Raw genomic sequence first — 20434 nt, 5'->3', positions numbered from 1 at the left:
TCGACTCCTCGATATCCGCAGGAGGCACGGTCGTCGACAACGAGCCGACGACCGCCCCCTTCCGTAGCGGTCGAATATATTCCGTCAGATCATCCGGATATTGCGTTCAGGATGCCGGATGCGAGAACGTCATGGTCAACTTGAAGCCTTCTGTCTTGACTTCCTTGTCGCCAGCTTTTGGTTTCTCGTCTCCTTTTGCGTCTGCGTCGTCTCCAGCAAACTTGGTCGAATCCTTCGAAACTTTACCCTTGAAGTAGAACTTGTCCACGCTCTTGCCATCCGGATCGGTCCCTCCGATCCTCCGTGACTTTATATGGCTGAACGTGCCGTCCGACCACTTGACGTCACCCTCATCCTCAGCCGAGTCGTCGCTGGTACCTTTTTCGTCCTCGACTTTTCCTGTGAAAGTAACGGATTTCGGCCCCTTTATGGCCTTCCCATCGCCATCTTTACAGGTGGCACCATCCTCCTTGACCGTACCGATAACCTTGGTGTCCTCGGCATTTTCACTGAGCGGCGGATCGAACGATACGGTTCCAGAAAATATGCATACCGCGTCTATGACCTTATCCGCGGCGGTCGCGACGTTCGATGGCGTAAACGACACGGCAACAGCGCACAGTACGATCGCTGTGGACCGACTTGCACGGTTGACAGAAAATTCGAACACAGACTCTCCTCCTGGAATCGGTTCATGCTGATTTTTTCAAGAGTCGATCGGTCGATACGATTATAATATTGCAATGCTTGCGAGCCCTCATGGCGCGCGGTGCCTAACCCGGGTCGTTTCCGACGCCGAGAGCCACCATGGAGTCGGACAGATGCTTGGTCAGCAACATCGGGGTGGGAAAATCGAAGATCATTGTCGGTGACAGCCATAGCCCGGTATCGGCGTTCAATCGGTTGCGAAGCTCGGTTGCGCACAGCGAATCCAAGCCGAGACTGGAGAACTCGTCCTCGATCGATAAAGCCTCCTGTGCGTCGTGTCCCAACACCGCGGCCACGTGCGCGCACACCAGGTCGAGTAATGCGCGGTCCCGCTCCTCGGCGGGCAACGCCGCCAGCCGTTGCCCGCCGGCAGTGCTGCCATCGGCTGGCGGACGACCGGGCACACCGATCCTCGAGCCGGTGGCCGCCGGAATCAGATTGAGCGGTGCAAGAACAGCTTCGGTGGACTGCAGCGCAGAATCGAGCAGCGCCAGCGCATCGGCGATGGGCAGCGGCGCCATGCCGCTGCGGGCGAGGGTGCGGAGCAGACGGGCACCGAGCGCGCTGCCCATTCCGGTCGTGGTGTCCCACCACCCCCACGCCAGCGACACTGCGGGCAAGCCCGCCGACCTGCGCTGCCGGGCCAGTGCGTCCAGGAAGGAATTCGCCGCGCCGTAAACGGCCTGCCCCGCGACACCGAACAGACCCGCACCGGAGGAAAACAACACAAATCGCGCCACATCGAGGTCTCGGGTCAATTCGTGCAGGTGCAGTGCCCCGTCAACTTTCGGGCGAAGCACCCGATCGATGCGCTCCGGTGTCAGTGCGTCGAGCATCCCGTCATCGAGCGTGCCGGCGGCATGCACGACCATCGTCAACGGATGCTCGGCCGGGATCAGATCGAGGGCCACCGCCAAGGCGGCACGATCGGCGACGTCGCACGCGATGATGCGTACGGTCGCGCCCGCGTCTGTCAATTCCGTCGAGAGTTCTTGCGCCCCAGGAGCATCTATCCCCCGACGACTCACCAGCATTAACTGCCGGATCTGGTGCTTGACGACCAGATGACGGGCGACCAGCCCACCCAGGGTCCCGGTACCGCCAGTGATCAATACCGTCCCGTCCCGGTTCACCGCAGTAGGCGCGCTCAGCACGACCTTGCCCACGTGTCTGGCCTGACTCATGAAACGGAATGCCCGCGACGCATGCTCGATCGGCCAGGCTCGCACGGGCAACGGCGAAATCCGCCCGGCCGCGACCGAAGCCAGGAGCGCGCCCATCATTCGGTGGATGTCGTCCGCGTCGAAGTCCGCAAGGTCGAACGCGGCATAGACGACGCCCGGATGTTCGTCCCGCATGCGCTCGGGGTGGCGGATGTCGACCTTCCCCAGTTCGATGAAGCGTCCCCCCGCCGCCAGCAGCGGCAACGACGCATCGATGTACTCGGATCCGAGGCTGTTCAGCACCACGTCGAGTCCGCGACCACCGGTCCGCGCACCGAACTGTTCGGCGAAGCCGAGATCGCGGGAAGACGCGATATGGGTGTCGGGTATCCCCAACTCGCGCAGGATCGGCCATTTGGCACTGCTCGCGGTTGCGAAGATTTCCGCGCCCAGATGTCCGGCGAGATGTATCGCGGCCAGCCCGACGCCGCCCGCACCGGCGTGGATCAGCAACTTGTCGCCAGGTCGTACCCCAGCCCGCTCGATCAAAGCGTGATACGCGGTGAGGTACGCCACCGGGAATGCCGCCGCCACGCCGAACGACCACCCGGCCGGGACGCGCGCGGCGAGACGCTGATCGGTGGTCGCAATGGCGGCGAAGGGCGCCGCGAACAGACCCATCACTCGATCCCCTGGCACGAAATTTGTTACCGCAGAGCCAGTTTCGATGACAACGCCTGCGGCCTCGCCAGTTTTCCCCACCTCTCCCGGCAGGCTGGCGAGCGCAGTGAGCACATCGCGGAAGTTGAGCCCCGCGGCGCGAACCTGGATACGAATCTCGCCGTCCAGCAACGGCTTTTCTGCCTCCCGGCAGGGAAGGACGGCGAACCGGTCCAGCAACCCGGGGTGTTGCTGGCGGAGCCGCCACGGCACGCCCCCTGGCGGATAAGGCAGGTCGGCGAGGTCGCCGGTGAGCGCGGGCCGATACAACCGGCCCTCCCGTATAGCCACCTGGTCTTCGTCCATAGCGAGCGCGGCCACCATCACCCTCTGGGCGTCGCTCTGATGATCGAGATCCACCAGTACGAGCCGACCGGGATGCTCGGCTTGCGCGGCGCGGACGAGCCCCCAGACCGGGGCGCAGGTCAGGTCGGTTACGCACTCGTCGACGCCGACCGCGACGGCGCCCCGGGTCAGCACCACCAGTCGCGACGCGGCAAACCGGTCGATCGCCATCCACCGCCGGATCAGGTCGCACAGCTCGGTCACGGTGGCGCGGATCCGATCCGCTGACCCAGCATCCGCACAAGAATCGGCGGCCACGAAACATTGCACGAACACCGCATCCGGTATGACCGATCCACGCGCCAACGTGGCCAGCCGCTCGAAATCACTTGTCGCGATGGTTGTTTGCACCGGCAGCGAAGCAACAGCGGGATTCGGATGAGGCATCGGCGACCATCCGGGGAGGTACAGCCGCGGCTCGGCGCGAGCAACTCGAGCGCGCGCCGGACGCCACCGCAACGACTCGATCGAGATGACCGGTGTTCCGGTCTCGTCGGTGGCCGTGATGGCCACCTCGGTGGGCCCGGTCGGCACGACGTGCACTCGCAGTCGTTCAGCACCCCGCGAATACACGGACACACCCCGCCAGACGAAGGGTACCGGCGGTCCACTCGAGTCGGCACCGGACGGCACGATCAAATCGGCTCCGCCCACAGCCGCGTCCAACAGTGCCGGGTGCATATCGAACCGCTGCTGGAAGTCCGCGTCGACGCGCCCGGCGAGATCGACCTCGGTGTAGACCCCGCCTGCGCCCACCCAGGCTGCCCGCAGGCATCGGAAGGCCGGACCGAGGGACAGGCCTCGCTCGGCGAGCCGCTGGTAGAAGTCGCCGATCTCGGCGATCGCCGTGTCGGAGGGCGGCCACTCCACGGCGGTGTGCTCGGCTGGGCCGACGTCGGGTGTGAGTATGCCGATGGCGTGCCGAGTCCACGGCGCAGTATCGGCCGCAGCGGCGGCCTTGGAAAGAATCTCCACCGGTCGGCCATTGGTGTCATGAGCGGCGCCGATGGTCAGTTGCAGCCAGAGTTCTCCCTCCTCCGGTAATTCCATCGGCGCTTCCAGCACGAGCTCCTGCACCCGTCCGCAACCGACCAGACGACCGGCCCGCAGCGCTAGTTCGAGCATCGCCGTGCCCGGAAACACCGTGGCGCCCAATACTCGATGATCCGAGAGCCACGATTGAGCACGGGTGGATAGGCATCCATCGAGTAAGAATGTGTCCGTATTAGCTACGGCTGTAACAGTATTCAGCCATGGATGGCCGATCTCTCGGTGCCCGTACGCGGCGCCGACGCGCGTGCGCCCAATCTCGGGCCAGAAGCGGCGTCGCTGAAAGGCATAGGTCGGCAGGTCGATTCGCTGAGCGCCACACCCCGCGAAGACCGCGTTCCAGTCCGGCGTCACGCCGTGCACGTGGAGCGCGGCGAGCGCACCGATCAACCCGGGCAATTCGCCGGCCCGCGCAGTGACTATCGGTACCGTGACAGCGTCGTCGGGCAGGCATGCCCGCGCCAGCGTCGTCAGCGCGCCGTCGGGGCCCAGCTCGAGAAATCCGGTGACACCACAACTCTCGAGCCGACGCATGCCTTCCCCGAAGCGCACGGTCTGGCGGACTTGCGTTACCCAGTACTCCACCGAGCAGAGTAGATCGGCGGTCGCGAAGTCGCCGGTTACCGCGGATACAACCGGTATGGCCGGTGACGAAAAAGTTAGCGTGGCAAGAGTTTTCCGAAATTCGTCCAACATGCCGTCCATATGCGGCGAATGACAGGCGCGGCTCATACGCAACCGATGGGTTCGATATCCCTGCACCGCCCACGCTTCGGCGATTCGCGCAACGATGGCGCCGTCGCCGGAGATGACCGTGGACGACGGTCCGTTCGATGCCGCGATACTCACCCGGCCTTCGTATCCGGCCAACGCGGGCAGTACCGCGTCCGCGGGTGCCCCGATCGCGATCATGGCGCCATCGCTCGGCATCGATTGCATCAGCCGGCTCCGGACGGCCACCACCAGGCATGCGTCCGGCAGCGTGAGGACACCTGCCACGTGCGCCGCCGCCAACTCGCCGACGGAGTGAGCGAGCACGACATCGGGTCGCATCCCGTAGCGTTCCAGCACCCGGAACAGCGCGACTTCCAGGGCAAACAATGCGGGCTGGCCATACCCGATCTGGTCGAGCGCCGTGGATCGGCCGGTCTCGGCGGGCGCGAACATTATTTCCCGCAGCGAGCAGCCGAGGTGCTCGTCCAGATGTCGGCAGACCTCGTCCAGGGCGGAGGCGAAAACCGGCAGCGTTTCGTACAACTGCCTGCCCATACCCGCGCGCTGTGATCCGCCACCCGCGAAGAGAAATGCGAGCCGGGTACGGGATGAGGCCACGCCGCGCCGAACATCCGGCGCACTGCGCCCGGCCAGCAGGGAATCCAATCCAGCCAGCATGTCCGTCCTGGTGTGGGCAAGCACCACCGCACGGTGCGAAAATGCCGTACGAGTTGTCGCCGAGGAGAATCCGATATCGGTGATCGAGAGTTCGGCGTGCGCGAGCACGTGGTCGCGCAATCGGCGGGCCTGGTCGATCAGTGCCGCGTCATCTCGCCCCGAGATCAGGATCGGGATCGGGAATTCGCCGGGTCTCGGAGCGCCTTCGGGCGGGGGACCCGGCTCGTCGCCGGATGGCGCTGACTCGATGATCGCGTGCGCGTTGGTGCCGGTGACGCCGAACGCCGACACGCCGACACGACGTGGCCCCGCTTGCTGGGGCCAACGGGTGTGCTCGGTCAGGAGCGCAATCGATCCGGCGGACCAGTTCACGTGCGGCGTCGGCTGGTCGACGTGCACGGTCGCGGGCAGTACCCCGTTCCGCATCGCCAGCACCATCTTGATCACACCGGCGATACCGGCCGCGGCCGTCGTGTGACCGATGTTCGATTTCAACGACCCGATCCACAGTGGCCGATCCGACGGCCGGTCCCGGCCGTACGTGGCGAGCAGCGCCGCCGCCTCAACCGAGTCGCCGAGCACCGTGCCGGTGCCGTGGGCTTCCAGCGCGTCGATATCGTGCGTACCGAGCCGGGCGTCGGCGAGCGCGTGCTCGATCACCTGTCGCTGGGCGAGACCGTTGGGTGCGATCTGCCCGTTGCTCCGGCCGTCTTGATTGACCGCCGTCCCGCGGACGATGGCCAGCACCGGATGGCCATTGCGTCTGGCCGCCGAAAGTCTTTCCAGCAGAAGTACTCCGGCACCTTCGGCCCACATAGTGCCGTCCGCGGCCGCGGCGAACGGCTTGCATCGCCCATCCGGCGCCAATCCGCGTTGCTTGCAGAATTCGATGAGGGTCCGGGGGGTGGACATCACAGCGGCGCCGCCGGCCAGGGCCATGCTGCATTCGCCCCGGCGCAGCGCCTGAGCGGCGAGATGAAGGCCTACGAGCGAGGACGAACACGCGGTGTGGACGGTGAGGGACGGCCCTTTCAGGTCGAGCGCATAGGAAATGCGACCCGACGCCATCCCGAGTGCGGTGCCGAGGACCCGGTAGCCTTCGGTTGTTTCCGATCGTTCCAAGAGTTCGACATAGTCGCTATCGGTGACACCGAAGAATACACCGATCTGATTCCCTTTCAGGGTAGCTGGAACGATACCGGCGCTTTCGATACTCTCCCACGACACTTCCAATAAAAGCCGGTGTTGCGGGTCCATAGCAAGAGCCTCGCGCGGCGAAATGTCGAAGAACCCAGAATCGAACTCATCCACGTCGTGCAGAAAACACCCGGAACGTACGTAAAGCCGTCCGAGCGGATCGGACCCGACACCGTTCGGTGCATCCCAGCCACGATTATCCGGAAATGTGGATATTGCGTCACGGCGATCGATCATGAATTTCCACAGATCTTCTGGAGACCTGATATCACCGGCGAAACGGCAACCCATTCCGACGATGGCAATACCGTCTTCTTCGTGATCCGACTCGGTAGACCCCACCAGCAATCTACCTGTGAGAGAGGACTTTTCAGCCTCCACGTGACCGATCCTCCCCGAACGTCGCCGACCGAACAGAATTCGCCAAGACACCCACCCACGCATGTCCCGGCCGATCATAATCCTTCCATCTGGATACTCACAAGTAACCAGAATTCCCCCCGGTCAGGCCACTACTGCACACTTACCCTACAAGTAGATCATGCACCCCGGACTCCACTCGTCCAAATTTAAAATGCCCGCATTCAAGAATGCCGCCCCGCCCACCTCCGGCAACCCAGATGACGATCTTTCCCTGTTAGAATAACGTCATAAATTTGGAAGAACCCGCATTCACATTTGCCTCGCCAGGAGGTCGGCGGCTTTGCCTGAACCAACTCTGCCTACAGCGAACATGCCCGACCTGATCTGCTCCGAGTTCCGTATCGACCCGTATCCCGCGTTCCACCGATTGCGCACCGACGCACCGCTGCACTACAGCACCCAATGGCGCGCCTGGCTGGTCACTCGGTACCGCGACGTCGTCACCGGTCTCCGCGACCCGGCGGTTTCCGCCGACCGCATCACCCCTCGCCTGCGTCAATTTCCGGCGGCGGACCGGCCCCGCTTCGGCGAGCTGACGAAGGTGCTGTCGCGGTGGCCACTGCTGCTGGACCCGCCGCGCCATGCGACCGAACGCGCGCCGCTGACCGCGGCGATGCACCGGTCGATCATCCAGAAATTTCGTCCGCTGGTCCATGCAGTAGTGACCGAACTACTGGATAGCGCGCTCGATCAACGGCAGATAGACGCTGTGGCAGACATTGCCGTCCCGCTGCCGCTCTACGTCGTCGCCGAGTTGCTCGGCGTGCCGCGCGATGCGCTCGATCCACTCAAGCGGTGCGCGATAGATATCGTCGATTTCCTGGGTACACCGCCGGCCACCTACCTGCCCAAAGCCGACGTCGCGACCCAGACGCTGCTGGACACGGTCGAACTCCTGCGGCCGATCGTCCGCGCACGTGTGCAGCGACCTCGCAACGACCTGATCAGTGCCCTGCTCGCGACGGCACGTCGAGACGGGCAAGTCGATGACGACCGCATCATCGCCACCTGCATCATGATGGTGTTCGCCGGATTCGAGACCACGACGAATCTGCTGAGCAACGGGCTGTTGTTGCTGCTTCGGCACCCCGAGCAGTTCGGATTGCTGCGGGCGACACCCGGACTACTCGATTCCGCGATCAAAGAAATGCTCCGAGTCGAGAGCCCGGTTCAGCGACTGTCGCGGATGACGACTGCGGATATTCAGTTGAGCGGTCAGCACGTCCCCGGCGGTGAGCTGGTCTTCTTCATGGTGGGCGCGGCCAACCGCGACCCTGACATTTTCACCGATCCGGATCGGTTCGATATCACACGGCCCGGTGGGCGGCACCTGGCTTTCGGACACTGGGTACACACCTGCCCGGGTTCGGCGCTGGCGCAGATGGAGGCCGAGATCCTGTTCGGTGAGCTCTGTCGGCGCACTACCGACATCCGTTTGGTCCGCCAGGATGTCGAATGGCACGAGAACCTGTCCGTTCGTGCACTGCGGTCCCTCGCCATCACGCTGAGCCCGACCCGGCAGGGACACTGATGGCGCGGGTGGCAGTAATCGGGCTCGGCGCCATGGGTGCCCCGATCGCACTGAATTTGGCCCGAGCCGGCCACACAGTCACCGGATGGAACCGTACCCGCGGCAAAGCTGACCACCTCGCCGTCGACGGCATCGCGCTGCACGATTCCGTGGCCGAAGCCGTCCAGCATGCCGACGTGGCGATCACCGTGCTCGGCTCGGAGGCAGCCGTCCGCCAGATCGCCACGGAAGAGATCCTGCCGGCCCTGCCGCAGGGTGCTCTCTACATCGACATGAGCACCGTATCGCCCTCTCTGGCAAAGGAACTGGCCGATACCGGAAGTCGTCTGGGCGTCGATGTACTGGACGCACCGGTCAGTGGAGGACGCCGCGGCGCGATCGATGGCACCCTCACGGTGATCGTCGGCGGTGCGCACGACTGCGTCGATCGCGCCCGAGTCGTGCTCGACGCGGTGGGCACGACCGTGACTCATATCGGTCCCGCGGGGTCGGGACAGATCGTGAAGGCCGCGAGCCAACTCGTCGTGGGCGGCACGCTCGGGCTGCTCGCGGAGGCGATCGTCCTGCTCGAAGCCTGCGGCGTCGACGCGGCAACCGGATTGTCGGTTCTCGCAAGCGGACTCGCGGGCAGTAGGCTGCTCGACCGGCGCGGTGACGCGATGTGCGCGCGCGACTACACCCCCCATGGTCGCGCCGAACTGCACCACAAGGACATGGGCATCGTGCTCGACCTGGCCCGCGCTCACGGCGTCAGCGTGCCCTTCGCCACTTGGACCGCGCAGTTGATGGCTACCCTCGTCGCCCAGGATCTCGGCCATCTCGACCACATCGCGGTCCTGCACGTCGTCGAGCAGCTGTCCGGTCGCAGCTCCTCACCTCGCTAACCCGCGAACTCACACAACCGCAACGCTTTACTCCGCACGGCACCGAGACTGACCTTGTCACCCCCGGCCCCCTTGGCGCGCAACGGTTCAACCCCCGCCACCCCCGCCTCCTCAGCCTTGTCGTTCAGCGCAAACGCCTTCCCATCCGGCGCCACGAACACCGCCTGCACCCCCGCCCGACACTCGATGGTGCCGTGATCAACCGTGAACGGCCACAGGGAGCCAAGGTCTTCTTTGGCCACAGCCTGCCTACTGGCCGTCGGCTCAGCCAACGGCACCGAACTCGACCGCGCCGCCTCCTCCGCTCCGCCCCCACCACCACACGCACCGACCATCAACGCGCCAAAGCACACAACGCCGACCAGCTGTATTCTGCGGACCTTCGAGACCATGTTTCCTCCATTGCATCGGTATTCATTCGTCTACGGATGTTGCTGCGCTGGATGATTCGATCAGCTCGCCGGGAGTGATCGGTACAGGGCGAGTGCGGCGGGGGCGTCCTCCTCCGGCGCCGCTCTGACCAGTTCGGCGCGGCTGTGGACGCCCATGGTGTCGTAGAGGTTTCGGATGCGGCGGTACATGGAGCGTTCGGATAGGTAGTTGTGGCGGGCTATTTCGGCGACGGTCATCGAGGTGCGGAGCATGCGGAGGAGGCGGGTGTCGAAGTCGTCGAGGACCGGGGTGGCCGGGCGGCGGATGTCCCTGGTGGGGGCGAGGTTTCGGGGTCGCTGGGGGTCCTGGGCCCGGCGGTTCGCCATCATGTCGCGTGGCGGGCGGCGGGTGTCGAGGGAGGAGTGCAGGTGGTCGAGCAGCTGGGTGCGCAGGAGTTCGGTTTGGCGCTCGATCGAGATCGCGATGTTGACCACGAAGTTGGCGCCGGAGCGGATGGCGAAATAGGTGGAGTGGCCGGTGACGTCGTTGGTGACGGCGACGATCAGGCCCATGGCGTGCGTGGCCCGGACGGCGCGCAGGCGTTCGGCCTGCTGCTCGGTGTTGACCGGGAGCACGATCGGCGCACCGTCGACGTCCTTGCGCGCGGTGAGCTCGTCGTAGTCGGCGAACTCCAGGTCGAAGGCGGCCGGCAGCAGGTTCCCGCACGGTCCGTTCGCCGGATCGAGGTAGTCGCGCAGACTCGGATGCGCGAAGGCGTTGGGCTTGGCCATCGTCTCGATGCCCCGGCTCAGTTGCGCAGTGTTCATGGATGCCCCCCATTAACTGACTGTTCCTAATTAACTCCTTGGACGTGCGAACCGCCCGATCGGTTCCATACCGAGGCAAACGTTTTGCGAGTCACTACATTCGGCCGGTCATCCGATGATGATCTCGTCCAGGAACGCGTCCAGCCGGGCGATCACCTCCGGGGAGGTGAGGTGGCCCGCCAGGCGTTGCAGACTGAGACCGTCGATCAGCGCGTGCAGGCGCTGGGCGAGCAGGTCGTGGTCGGAAAGGTGTTCGGCCAGTGCGGCTCTGGCCGACAGGTCCGCGATGAGACCGCGGCACAGGTCGTACATCTGACCGAAGTGCTTGCGCTGGACTTCGGCGAGCTGGAGGTTGGCCAAGCCGAGGACGACGAAGGAAAAGGCGATGGAGCACTCGGTGATTCGGCGTTCGTCGAGCGGCATCGTCTCGTGCAGGATGGCGCGGACCGTGTCGCGGGCCGAGCCGGTGCGCGGCAGTTCGGCGATGCGCGCGGTGACCCGGGTGATCACCTCCTCACAGGCGAAGGCGAGCAGTTCGGCGCGGGTGGCGAAGTAGTGGCGCAGGGCGCCGGAGGACCAGCCGGCCTCGGTGGCCACCGAGCGGATGGAGATCTCGTCGACGCCGTCGCGGGCGATGACCCGCCAGACCGCCTCGGCGAGCTCTACACGGCGGGTCTGGTGGTCCACGATCTTCGGCATAGCCCATTTTCGCACAGTCGTGTTATCTTCTATTCAACTCGATCGTGCGAAAAAGGGGAGTATTCAGTGATTGCGCTGATCATCGGCTGCGAGGTCGGGTTCTGGGTGTTGCTGCTGCTCGGGCTCGCGGTCCGCTACCTGACCTCGGCGCGGCGGCTGAGCAATGTCTTGCTCGCCAGCGTTCCACTGGTGGATGTCGTGCTGCTCACCGCGTCGGTGATCGACCTGCGCCGCGGCGGCGAGGCGTCGCTCACGCACGGGCTGGCGGCGATCTACATCGGCGTGTCGATCGCCTTCGGCCCGCAGATGATCGACTGGGCGGACCAGCGGTTCGCGCATCGGTTCGCCGGCGGGCCCGCGCCGGTGCGGCCGCCGAAGGCCGGGCGCGAGCATGCCGCCCGGGAACGGGCGCAGTGGTTCAAGCACCTGCTGGCGTACGCGGTGGCAGCCATCGTGCTCGGCTTGTTCACGCTGCTGGTGGGTGACCTCGATCGCACCGCGCCGCTGTGGGGCGTGCTGGCACCGTGGGGGCTGATCCTGGCAATCGACTTCGTCATCTCGTTCAGCTACACCGTGCTGCCTCGACGCTCGTAACCCCCTACCCGGCAATGCGAAAGCGGCCCGCAACCGATGGTTGCGGGCCGCTTCCCATGTGCCCGGGAGCGTGGCCTTACGCTCGACCAGGCGCGCGGTCTACTGCCCAGCCGCGCCGTTCGTCTCCACCGCCGGCGGCTCGATGCCGAGTTCGCGCAGGCTGTTTCGGTAGACCTCCACGTTGGCCAGCTTGATGTCCTCGTAGCCACGTACGGTGTCGGCGAGGGCGGCGGCTTGGACCGCGCGGTCGTAGCCCGCCTCGTCGAGTGTGTCCGCGAGGGTCGTCACCATGTCGGTGTAGTGCGCGAGCAGGGCCCGCTCGACCCGGCGGACGTGGGCGTAACCGAAGAAGTCGAACTTGGTGCCGCGCAACCGCTTTCCCTTGGCCAGCACCTTGAGCGCGAGATGCCCGCGCGGTCCGATGCCGATCTTCTTCTTGCGGCCCATGGCCCGCAGCACCGGCGGGTGCAGCTTGTAGGTGAGGTTCGCCCCTTCCGGCAGCTGACCCGCGACCTCGTCCAGGAAGGCCGGGTCGACCAGGCGGCGGGCGACCTCGTACTCGTCCTTGTAGGCGGTGAACTTGTACAGGCCACGCGCGACCTGCTCGCTGAACTCGGTGCGGTCGGTGACGCGCTGCTGCGCGGCCCAAATGTGTTGCACCGTGCGGACATAGTCGCGAGCGACGCGAACACCCTGGAACCCGATCAGCTCTCCGGCCCGCAGTTCGACGAGCCGCCTGGTCTCACCCGTCGCGGTCAGTCCGTCGAAAAGATCTGCCGGAACCTTGATTTCGGCGCGCTTGCGCTCCGGGCGACCCGTCGCGGCGGCGAACTCGTCCGGTCGGGCAACCGCGACCCGGCCCCAGCGGAACGCCGCGATATTGGCGTTCACCGCGACACCGTTGATCTCGATGGCCTCCTCGATCGACGCCGCGGGAATGCGCAGGCCGCCGAGTTCGTATGCGGCGCCGACCATCAGGAAGTTGGCGGCCGCGGTGTTACCGAACAGCACCTCGGCGGCGGCCAGCGCGTCGAACGAGCGCACCTCGCGCGAGGCCTGCTCGAGCCGCGCCAGCAGCGCGGGCGTCTCCGGGTACTCGACGGCCTTGTCGTACACCATGTCCCCGGTCGGGGTCTTGCTGGTGGACGCGACCGCCAGCGTGTTCGCCTTCGAGCCGTAGGCCAGGTTCTTGTTGTCCGTGGCGGTCAGCAGGTCGAACGCCACGATGCAGTCCGCCGAACCTGGGGTCAGCCGGTTCGCGGGCTCCAATTCCCCACTGGCGAAACGCAAGTGCGACACGACCGGTCCGGCCTTCTGGCTCAGCCCGATCTGATCCAGGCTCGCGACCTCATAGCCGGCCCGCAGCGCGGCGGTGGCCAGCACCTGGTTGACCGTGACGATGCCGGTGCCGCCGATGCCGGCCAGGAAGACATTCTGCGTCGTGGTCGGCGCGGGCTGCGCGAGATCGGGCAGCACGGGCGGGGCCGGGCGCTGAATCGCCTTACGCTTCTTGGCCTTTGCCGGGTCCGGCAGTTCCACCGTGACGAAGGACGGGCAGTCGCCGTCCATACAGGTGTAATCGGTGTTGCAGGAGGTCTGGTCGATGCGGGTCTTGCGGCCGAACTCGGTGTCCACCGGCTGCACGGACAGGCAGTTGCTCTTGACGCCGCAATCACCGCAGCCCTCACACACCGCCTCGTTGATCACGACGCGGGTCCGCCGGGCCGGCAGGGTGCCGCGCTTGCGCTGCCTGCGCGCGTCGGCGGCGCAGTGCTGGTCGTAGATGAGCACGGTGACGCCGGGTACCTCGCGCAGGGCGCGCTGGGCCTCGTCGAGCCGATCGCGGTGCCACAGGCGGGTGCCGGGAGCCAGGTCGCGCTTGCGGTACTTCTTCGGCTCGTCGGCGCAGATGATGATCTGCGCGACGCCCTCGGTGGTCAGCTTGTGGGTCAGCCTCGGTACGGCGAGCGCGCCCTCCGCGTCCTGGGCGCCGGTCATCGCGACGACGTCGTTGTAGAGCAGCTTGTAGGTGATGTTCACGCCCGCGGCGACGCACGCCTGCACGGCGAGCTGGCCGGAGTGGAAAAACGTTCCGTCGCCGATGTTCTGGAACAGGTGCGGCACGTCGGTGAACGGCGCCTGGCCGATCCACTGCGCGCCTTCGCCGCCCATCTGGGTCAGGCCGGTGACCTGGCTGTCTTCCCGGCCGGACATGGTCACCATGGTGTGACAGCCGATGCCGCCGCCGGCCAGCGAGCCCTCCGGCACCGCGGTGGAGCGGTTGTGCGGGCAGCCGCTGCAGAAGTAGGCGGCGCGCTTGGCGGGCAGCACGGACAGCGTCAGCGGCTGCGGGAGTGGACGTTTCGTGTCCAGGTAGCCGTGCAGCGCGCGGCTCAGCGGCTTGGTGATCCGGCCGGTGGTGAGCTCGCCGTCCTGGGCGAACAGCGGGCGGCCCGCGGCGTCGCGCTTGCCGATGATCTCCGGGGCATCGGCGCTGCCGTACAGGATCTCCCGGATCTGGGTCTCGATGAACGCGGTCTTGTCCTCGACCACGACCAGACGGGTCAGGCCCTTGGCGAACTGCCGAACCCGTTCGGGCGCGATCGGAAACGGCATGCCGATGCGCAGCAGTCGCACGCCCGCGCGCATGAGGTCGTCGTCGTCCACGCCGAGGTCGATCAGCGCCTGCCGGACCGCGTCGAAAGTGGTTCCGGTGGCGGCGATTCCGAGAGTGGCGTGCGGTGGATTCAGCTCGATCACGTCGAGGTCGTTGAGCGTGCTGTAGGCCTTGACCATCTCCCAGCGCGGCCCGTACAGGTCCGCCTCGGCGATCACGCTGTCCGTCGGCGCGGCCATCGGGCGCTGCAGGTAGCGGAACGGGCGTCCCTCCCAGGTGATCTCGGGGACGATGATGTCGATGTCGCCCGCGTCACCGTCCACCGACCAGGCGCCGTCGGCGACGTCGGCCACGATCTTCAGGGCGACCAGGCAGCCCGAGGCGCGCGAGAGCGCGACGCCGTGCAGGCCCATGGTGATGATCTCGCGCGCGTTGCGCGGGAACAGGACCGGGATGTTCATCGCGGCCAGCGAGCGCTCGCTCACCGCGGGCACCGTCGAGGACTTCGACGCCGGGTCGTCACCGACCAGCAGCAGCACCCCGCCGTTGGCGTTCGCGCCGTACATGTTGGCGTGCCGCAACGCATCCGTGGCGCGGTCGAGGCCGGGCCCCTTGCCGTACCAGACGCCGACCACACCGTCGTGGGTGGCGCTGCCCCTGGGCAGATCGGCCTGACTCCCCCACACCGAGGTCGCGGCCAGCTCCTCGTTCAACCCGGGGACGAACGAAATGTCGTGCTCGGTCAGCACGTTCGGCATCCCGGCCAGCATCTTGTCCACGCCGCCGAGCGGACTGCCCTGATATCCCGACACGAAGGTCCCGACGCGCCGACCGGCGCGCAGGTCGCGCACGTGCTGTTCCACCAGTTGACGCGCGATCGCCTGGACCCCGGTGAGGACAACGGTGCCTGCGCCGACGCGGTAGCGGTCGGCAAGGTCGTACGGCGCCGGAATCAGATCGTGATCCGCGAGCTCGGTCATACATCCACCCGTTCCGGCCGGCACCGATCGGGCACCGCCTTAGTTGAGCACTTGATGCCCTTTACCCTGCCCTCGAAGCGCGAATTGAACAATAGTGGCTCTACAAATTGAGCATACTGCGCAATTTGCCTCCATGTGAATGGGCACACACTATGCATGATGTGAGGTTTACTGTGACCGCCACCACCGGCCGCCGAATCGGACAGTTCACCGATCTTGTCCAGCAAACGGGACCTGGTCGAGGCAAACGCCGAGTGACGGCTCCGAGCGGTCCCGTTCGACGGCTACGCCTCGGTGAGATGGGGCCAAATTCGAGAGCGTTCGGCTATGACACGCCGTAGGCGGGGTGCGGCGCCTAGTGATCTTGGTCAAACGCACAGGAAATCCGTTGTGAATTGTCCAATATGCCCTACCCGGTTGCGCGGCGCCGAAACCTCGACGCTACGTTCGCTGCGGACGGTGTCACTTTTGTGGCAGCCCACAGTCGTCGAGCCGAAAGGTGGTGTGCCGGTCCGATCTTCGGTTCGGCTGTGCGTTCATGTCCCGCCGTCCACCCGGCGAACGATGACGTTCGCCGCGGTTTCCAGTGCAGTGGTGGTCCGTTCGAGTTGCCGAGGCGTGTCGGGGTCGGCAAGTCGACAGGGGCCGAGATTCGAAGGAAAACCGTGCAGAGAGTTCCATTCAGGATCGCGATCCTGTTGTTGAGCGTCGTCTCGGTCGGCCTGCTTGGCCTGCCCGCGAACGCTCAACCGCTCTATCCCACACCGGATCCGGATGTGTTCTACGCGCCGCCCGCCAACCTAGCCGAGCTGAAGCCGGGCGACGTGGTGCGCGCCCGCAAGATCGACACCGGCCTGTATGTCGGCACCACCGGCTGGCAGGTCGCCTTCCGGTCCACCAACTCGCAGAGCAAGCCGGTGATGGGCGTGACCACCGTCTTGCTGCCCAACGGCGTCGAGCACCCACCGCTCGTCTCCTACCAGGCACTGATCAACTCCCTTGGCACCCAGTGCAACCCGTCGCGCTCGCTGTTCAACGGCGAACTCCAGGACGCGGTCGGCGCGATGCTGCCGATCGGACGCGGGTGGGCGGTCTCGCTGCCCGACTACCTCGGGCCCACTTCGGCCTACGGCGCCGCGCGGCTCAGCGGCATGATGACGCTGGACAGCGTCAAGGCCGTGCAACAGGTGTCCGAGCTAGGCCTCGCCAATTCGCCTGTCGCCCTGGCCGGTTACTCCGGCGGCGGGATGGCCACCGCCTGGGCGGCCGCGTTGCAGCCGACCTACGCGCCCGATCTGAAGATCACCGCGTCGATCGCCGGCGGCATCCCCGCCGACCTCGAGGAGATGGCGATGGCGCTCGGCTTCGCGCCGCACCCCGGTTTCGGGCTGGCGTTCGCCGCCGCGATGGGACTGGAGCGCGAATACCCGGACCGGCTGCCGGTCTCGGACCAGCTCAACGAAAACGGTTTGTGGTTCCGCGAATTCACCCATGACGCCTGCCGCCGGTTCCTCCTGTTCCACGGCGCGTTCCGCAACGCCGAGCAGATGGCCGCGTCGAAGAGCCTGATGGACAGCCCGGTCGCGCATCAGGTGCTGCGGGAGAACAGCCTGCGCTACTTCGACGGAGTTCCCTCCGTGCCGACCTACATCTGGCAGGGACGCTTCGACGAGATGACCTTCTTCCCGCCGGTGGAGGAAGTGGTCGATCGCTATTGCAAGGCGGGCGCCAAGGTCGAGTTCCACCCCTACGAGATAGCGGAGCATTTGACCACGGCCGCCGCGGGTTTCGTCCAGGCCTGGAACTACGTGGAGGCCCGCTTCCGCGGCGAACCCGCCCCGACCACCTGCTGACCCACGACCGATAAGTGGCCCCGGAGTACAACTCCGGGGCCACTTCTGGTTGATCAGCTGATGGAGCGGACCTGCTCCTCGTATTCGGCGCGGGTCTTCGCGTCGGCGGGGTGCAGTGCGCGGTCGCCGTCGATCAGGCGACGGACCAGGCGCATCGCGCGTTCGGGGGTGGCGGCCACGGCCACGTCGATCGGGCCGAGGTAGCCCGGGACGGCCACCTCGCCCTTACGGGTGGAGACCGTGCGCAGGATGGCGGCGGCGACGTCTTCGGGGTCGACGGTCGGCATCCCGTGACCGAGCGCCAGACCGGAGGAGAGGCGGGTGCGCACGGCCGACGGCATGACGCAGCTGACGCTGACCCCCTGCGGGGCGAACTCCAAACGGGTTGCGGCGGAAAGGCCCACGGCGGCGAACTTGCTCGCGTTGTAGACGGCGAGACCGGCGATCGGGACCTTGCCGGCCAGCGAGGCCACGTTGACGATGTGGCCGCGGCCCCGCTCGATCATGCCGGGCGCGACCGCGCGCATGCCGTGGATGAGGCCCCAGACGTTGATGTCGATCGTGGCCTGCCCCACCACATCCGGCTCGTCGAGGAACGAACCCGCCGGCATGACACCGGCATTGTTGACCAGGACGTCGACGTGGCCGAGATCGGCGATCACCTTGTCCCACTGGCCGCGTGAGCGCACGTCCAGCTCGTAGGACCTGGCGCCGATCGCGGCGGCGGCGGTTTCGGCGGCGGCCGCGTCTACGTCGGCGATCACCACCTCGGATCCCTTGGCCGCGAACAGTTCCGCGGTGGACTGGCCGATGCCGCGACCGGCGCCGGTGATCAGGACCCGCGCACCCTTCAGGTCGAGGCCGGGGTATCCGTGACCGAGAATTCTCATGCGAAGGCTCCTTGTTCGAGCGCACGGCGAGTGCTGCGCAGACTGTGCTGGAAGGTGTCGAGGCGGCGGCGGCCGTCCATGAAGTTGGGGCCCATCACCGCGAGATCCTCGGCGGTGGCGTCGAGGCGCAGGACCTTGGTTCCGGTCCCGCGCAGCTGGGCGATCTCGGCATCGAGCTCGGCGCTCATGCGGTTTCGCAGCTGCCGTTCGAGAAAGTGACCGGCGCTGGTGGCGGGCAGCTTCCCGGTCGAAGCCATCGGCGCGAGCACCACGACCTCGTCCAGCCGCTCCGGAATCAGCAGGTCCACCGAGGCGGTCGAGCCGGCGCCACCATCGATGAAGCGGCGGCCGGCGATGGGTACCGGCGGGAACCAGCCGGGTACCGCCCACGATGCCCGCAGGGCGGCACCGAGCGGCGCGGGCGGTGCGTCGGGCGATCCGAACGGAACCCGTTCTCCCGTCGCGTAATCCATGCCGACAAGCCAGGTAGCCGGGTGTGAAACCCAGGAGCGGCCGGGGTTGAGCCGCTCGGCCAGTTGCTCCAGCCAGCCCGCGTCGCCGCTGCCGACCGGCAGCAGCCCGCTGCCCGCGGTGAGCAGCGCCTGCCCGGAGCCGGTGCGGTGCAACGGAAGCCGCACCGAGCCGAGCCGCGGACGCGGAACCGGTGGAAGGCGTCCGGGACCGGACCGCATGTGCGCCAACAGGATCGGATTCGTGGACGTGCCGTCCTGCATCGCGATCAGCTCGTCCACCGAGACACCGCTGCCGAGCATGGTCACGTACTCCGCGCCCGCCGACGTCCCGATCAGGACGTCCGCCTCGCGGGGATCCCAGTCGAGCGCGTCCCGGACCGCGGCCAGCGCGGCGACGATCCACGCCGCGCCGAGCGTGCCACCGCAACCGATGGCCAGGCCGCGTCGCCGCGTCCCGTTGTTGTTACCCATGGTTCCAAACACTAACAGAATTCAAATACCAACGGTATCCCAAATCCAACGGTACGTAGAATCACGGCATGGCACGACTGACCCGGTCCGAAAGTCAGGCCCGCACCCGCGCTGACCTGATCGCCACGGCCCGCGACCTCTTCCTGGCCGACGGCTACGCGAGCACCAGCCTGGAGCGGGTGGCCGAGGAGGCCGGCTACTCCAAGGGCGCCGTGTACTCGAATTTCCGCACCAAGAAGGAGCTCGGTCTGGAAGTGATCGAGCTCATCCACGCGACCAAGTTCGGCGAGGTGACCGACCTGCTGGCGGCGGGCGACAGCTTCGAGGAGCAGCTCGAGCGGTTTCAGGAATGGGCCGAGCGGACCGTCGGCGACGTCGGCTGGACCATGCTCGAATTCGAGTTCGCGACCGTCTCTCGCGACGACCCGGCGTTGCAGGCCGCGCTGGTGTCGAGCCTGAGCGTGGTGCGCGGCGCGGTGGCGGCCCAGGTGCAGACGCTGGCCGACACGATCGGCATCGAGCTGCCGGTGCCGCCCGAGGACGCCGCGACGGGCATCCTCAGCATGGGCATCGGCCTCGGCATGCAGCGCGCCATCGACCCGTCCATCCCGGCCCGGCTGATCACCGACGCGGTTCGGCTGCTGGTCACCCTCGGCGCCGGACCGCTCGCCGCGCAGCGCCCGGTCACGCCGTGAAGTGCAGGGTCCATTCGCCGCGGTAGTGCAGGCGGGTGACGCTGCCCGGCGGAATGTCGATCCGCCAGAACGATTTCGGCGGCGCGTCCAGGGTCACCAGCAGCGCCGCGCGGATGACGGCGGGATGGGTGACCGCGACGGTCGACTTCCCCTCCGACGCGATCTCGGCCATCCAGTACCTGGTCCGCTCGATCACATCCACCACGGATTCGCCGCCGTGGCCGCGGAACATCGGGTCGGTGAGCCAGGCGTAGAGCTCGTCCTGGGGCACCGACATCAGCGCCCCGCCGCGCCACGCGCCCGCGTCGAGGTCGCGCAGGCGGGTGTCCTCGTCGCCGGGCAGGCCGAGCAGCGCCGCCGTCTCGACGGTCCGGCGCTCGGGTCCGGTGAGCACCCGGGGCGCGGCGAGCGGCGAGCATCCGGAAATGGCGCGGCGGCCGGCTTCGGTCAGCGATTCGTCGACTGGAAAACGTGCCTTCCGCATCGCCTCGGTCATGCCATGGCTGACCAGGTCGAGTCTGAGCACCTTTTGCACGCCACGAAGCGTACG

General features: G+C 66.6%; 14 protein-coding genes. 5 read left to right on the top strand and 9 right to left on the bottom strand.

All coding sequences use genetic code 11. The features are described 5' to 3' along the window. Positions 1-106 precede the first annotated feature (106 nt). Together ACFYO1_RS38575 and ACFYO1_RS38570 are read right to left on the bottom strand one after the other, a co-directional pair. Positions 107-670 (bottom strand): hypothetical protein, encoded by a 564-nt coding sequence (locus ACFYO1_RS38575; RefSeq protein WP_387242795.1) that lies wholly within the window; start codon positions 668-670, stop codon positions 107-109. 103 nt (positions 671-773) lie between these two features. Next, complete coding sequence (locus ACFYO1_RS38570; RefSeq protein WP_387242792.1) at positions 774-7019, bottom strand: type I polyketide synthase; 6246 nt, start codon at positions 7017-7019, stop codon at positions 774-776. A 259-nt stretch (positions 7020-7278) separates the two neighbouring features. Between ACFYO1_RS38570 and ACFYO1_RS38565 the strand changes: the two genes are divergently transcribed. Next, on the top strand, positions 7279-8529 hold the full coding sequence (locus ACFYO1_RS38565; RefSeq protein WP_387242789.1) for a cytochrome P450: 1251 nt from the start codon (positions 7279-7281) through the stop codon (positions 8527-8529). Then, positions 8529-9413 carry an NAD(P)-dependent oxidoreductase gene (locus ACFYO1_RS38560; protein ID WP_387242786.1) on the top strand — a complete coding sequence of 295 codons (885 nt, stop codon included), beginning with the start codon at positions 8529-8531 and terminating at the stop codon, positions 9411-9413. The genes ACFYO1_RS38565 and ACFYO1_RS38560 overlap by 1 nt, the downstream gene beginning before the upstream one ends. On the opposite strand, the gene ACFYO1_RS38555 is transcribed toward ACFYO1_RS38560, so the two are convergent. The 3 genes from ACFYO1_RS38555 to ACFYO1_RS38545 form a co-directional block, all read right to left on the bottom strand. Further along, positions 9410-9805 (bottom strand): DUF2511 domain-containing protein, encoded by a 396-nt coding sequence (locus tag ACFYO1_RS38555; RefSeq protein WP_387242783.1) that lies wholly within the window; start codon positions 9803-9805, stop codon positions 9410-9412. The two genes, ACFYO1_RS38560 and ACFYO1_RS38555, sit on opposite strands and share 4 nt — an antisense overlap. A gap of 60 nt (positions 9806-9865) precedes the next feature. Continuing rightward, positions 9866-10612 (bottom strand): hypothetical protein, encoded by a 747-nt coding sequence (locus ACFYO1_RS38550; RefSeq protein ID WP_387242780.1) that lies wholly within the window; start codon positions 10610-10612, stop codon positions 9866-9868. Between the two features lie 108 nt (positions 10613-10720). Next, a complete protein-coding gene (locus ACFYO1_RS38545; protein WP_387242777.1) occupies positions 10721-11311 on the bottom strand; it encodes a TetR/AcrR family transcriptional regulator in 591 nt (196 codons plus the stop codon). Between the two features lie 66 nt (positions 11312-11377). On the opposite strand from ACFYO1_RS38545, the gene ACFYO1_RS38540 reads away from it, so the two are divergent. Continuing rightward, positions 11378-11905, top strand: a complete 528-nt coding sequence (locus tag ACFYO1_RS38540) for a hypothetical protein (protein ID WP_387242774.1) — start codon at positions 11378-11380, stop codon at positions 11903-11905. A gap of 99 nt (positions 11906-12004) precedes the next feature. Here the strand turns inward: ACFYO1_RS38540 and ACFYO1_RS38535 are convergent, their stop codons facing one another. Beyond that, entirely contained in the window at positions 12005-15502 is a 3498-nt protein-coding gene (locus tag ACFYO1_RS38535) for an indolepyruvate ferredoxin oxidoreductase family protein (RefSeq protein ID WP_387242771.1), read from the bottom strand. A gap of 686 nt (positions 15503-16188) precedes the next feature. On the opposite strand from ACFYO1_RS38535, the gene ACFYO1_RS38530 reads away from it, so the two are divergent. After that, on the top strand, positions 16189-17355 hold the full coding sequence (locus ACFYO1_RS38530; RefSeq protein WP_387243192.1) for a lipase family protein: 1167 nt from the start codon (positions 16189-16191) through the stop codon (positions 17353-17355). Positions 17356-17408: 53 nt separating this feature from the next. On the opposite strand, the gene ACFYO1_RS38525 is transcribed toward ACFYO1_RS38530, so the two are convergent. Further along, on the bottom strand, positions 17409-18245 hold the full coding sequence (locus ACFYO1_RS38525) for an SDR family oxidoreductase (protein ID WP_387242768.1): 837 nt from the start codon (positions 18243-18245) through the stop codon (positions 17409-17411). Then, positions 18242-19189, bottom strand: a complete 948-nt coding sequence (locus tag ACFYO1_RS38520) for a patatin-like phospholipase family protein (RefSeq protein ID WP_387242765.1) — start codon at positions 19187-19189, stop codon at positions 18242-18244. The genes ACFYO1_RS38525 and ACFYO1_RS38520 overlap by 4 nt, the downstream gene beginning before the upstream one ends. A gap of 68 nt (positions 19190-19257) precedes the next feature. Between ACFYO1_RS38520 and ACFYO1_RS38515 the strand changes: the two genes are divergently transcribed. Further along, entirely contained in the window at positions 19258-19884 is a 627-nt protein-coding gene (locus tag ACFYO1_RS38515) for a TetR/AcrR family transcriptional regulator (RefSeq protein WP_387242762.1), read from the top strand. Here ACFYO1_RS38515 and ACFYO1_RS38510 read toward each other — a convergent pair. Beyond that, complete coding sequence (locus tag ACFYO1_RS38510) at positions 19874-20419, bottom strand: histidine phosphatase family protein (protein ID WP_387242759.1); 546 nt, start codon at positions 20417-20419, stop codon at positions 19874-19876. The genes ACFYO1_RS38515 and ACFYO1_RS38510 overlap by 11 nt on opposite strands. Positions 20420-20434: the final 15 nt, after the last annotated feature.

Source organism: Nocardia sp. NPDC006044, assembly GCF_042871115.1.
In the GTDB taxonomy this organism is placed as follows: domain Bacteria; phylum Actinomycetota; class Actinomycetes; order Mycobacteriales; family Mycobacteriaceae; genus Nocardia.
Note: the sequence above shows the minus strand (reverse complement) of the source record. Positions and strands in the feature narration are given on the sequence as shown.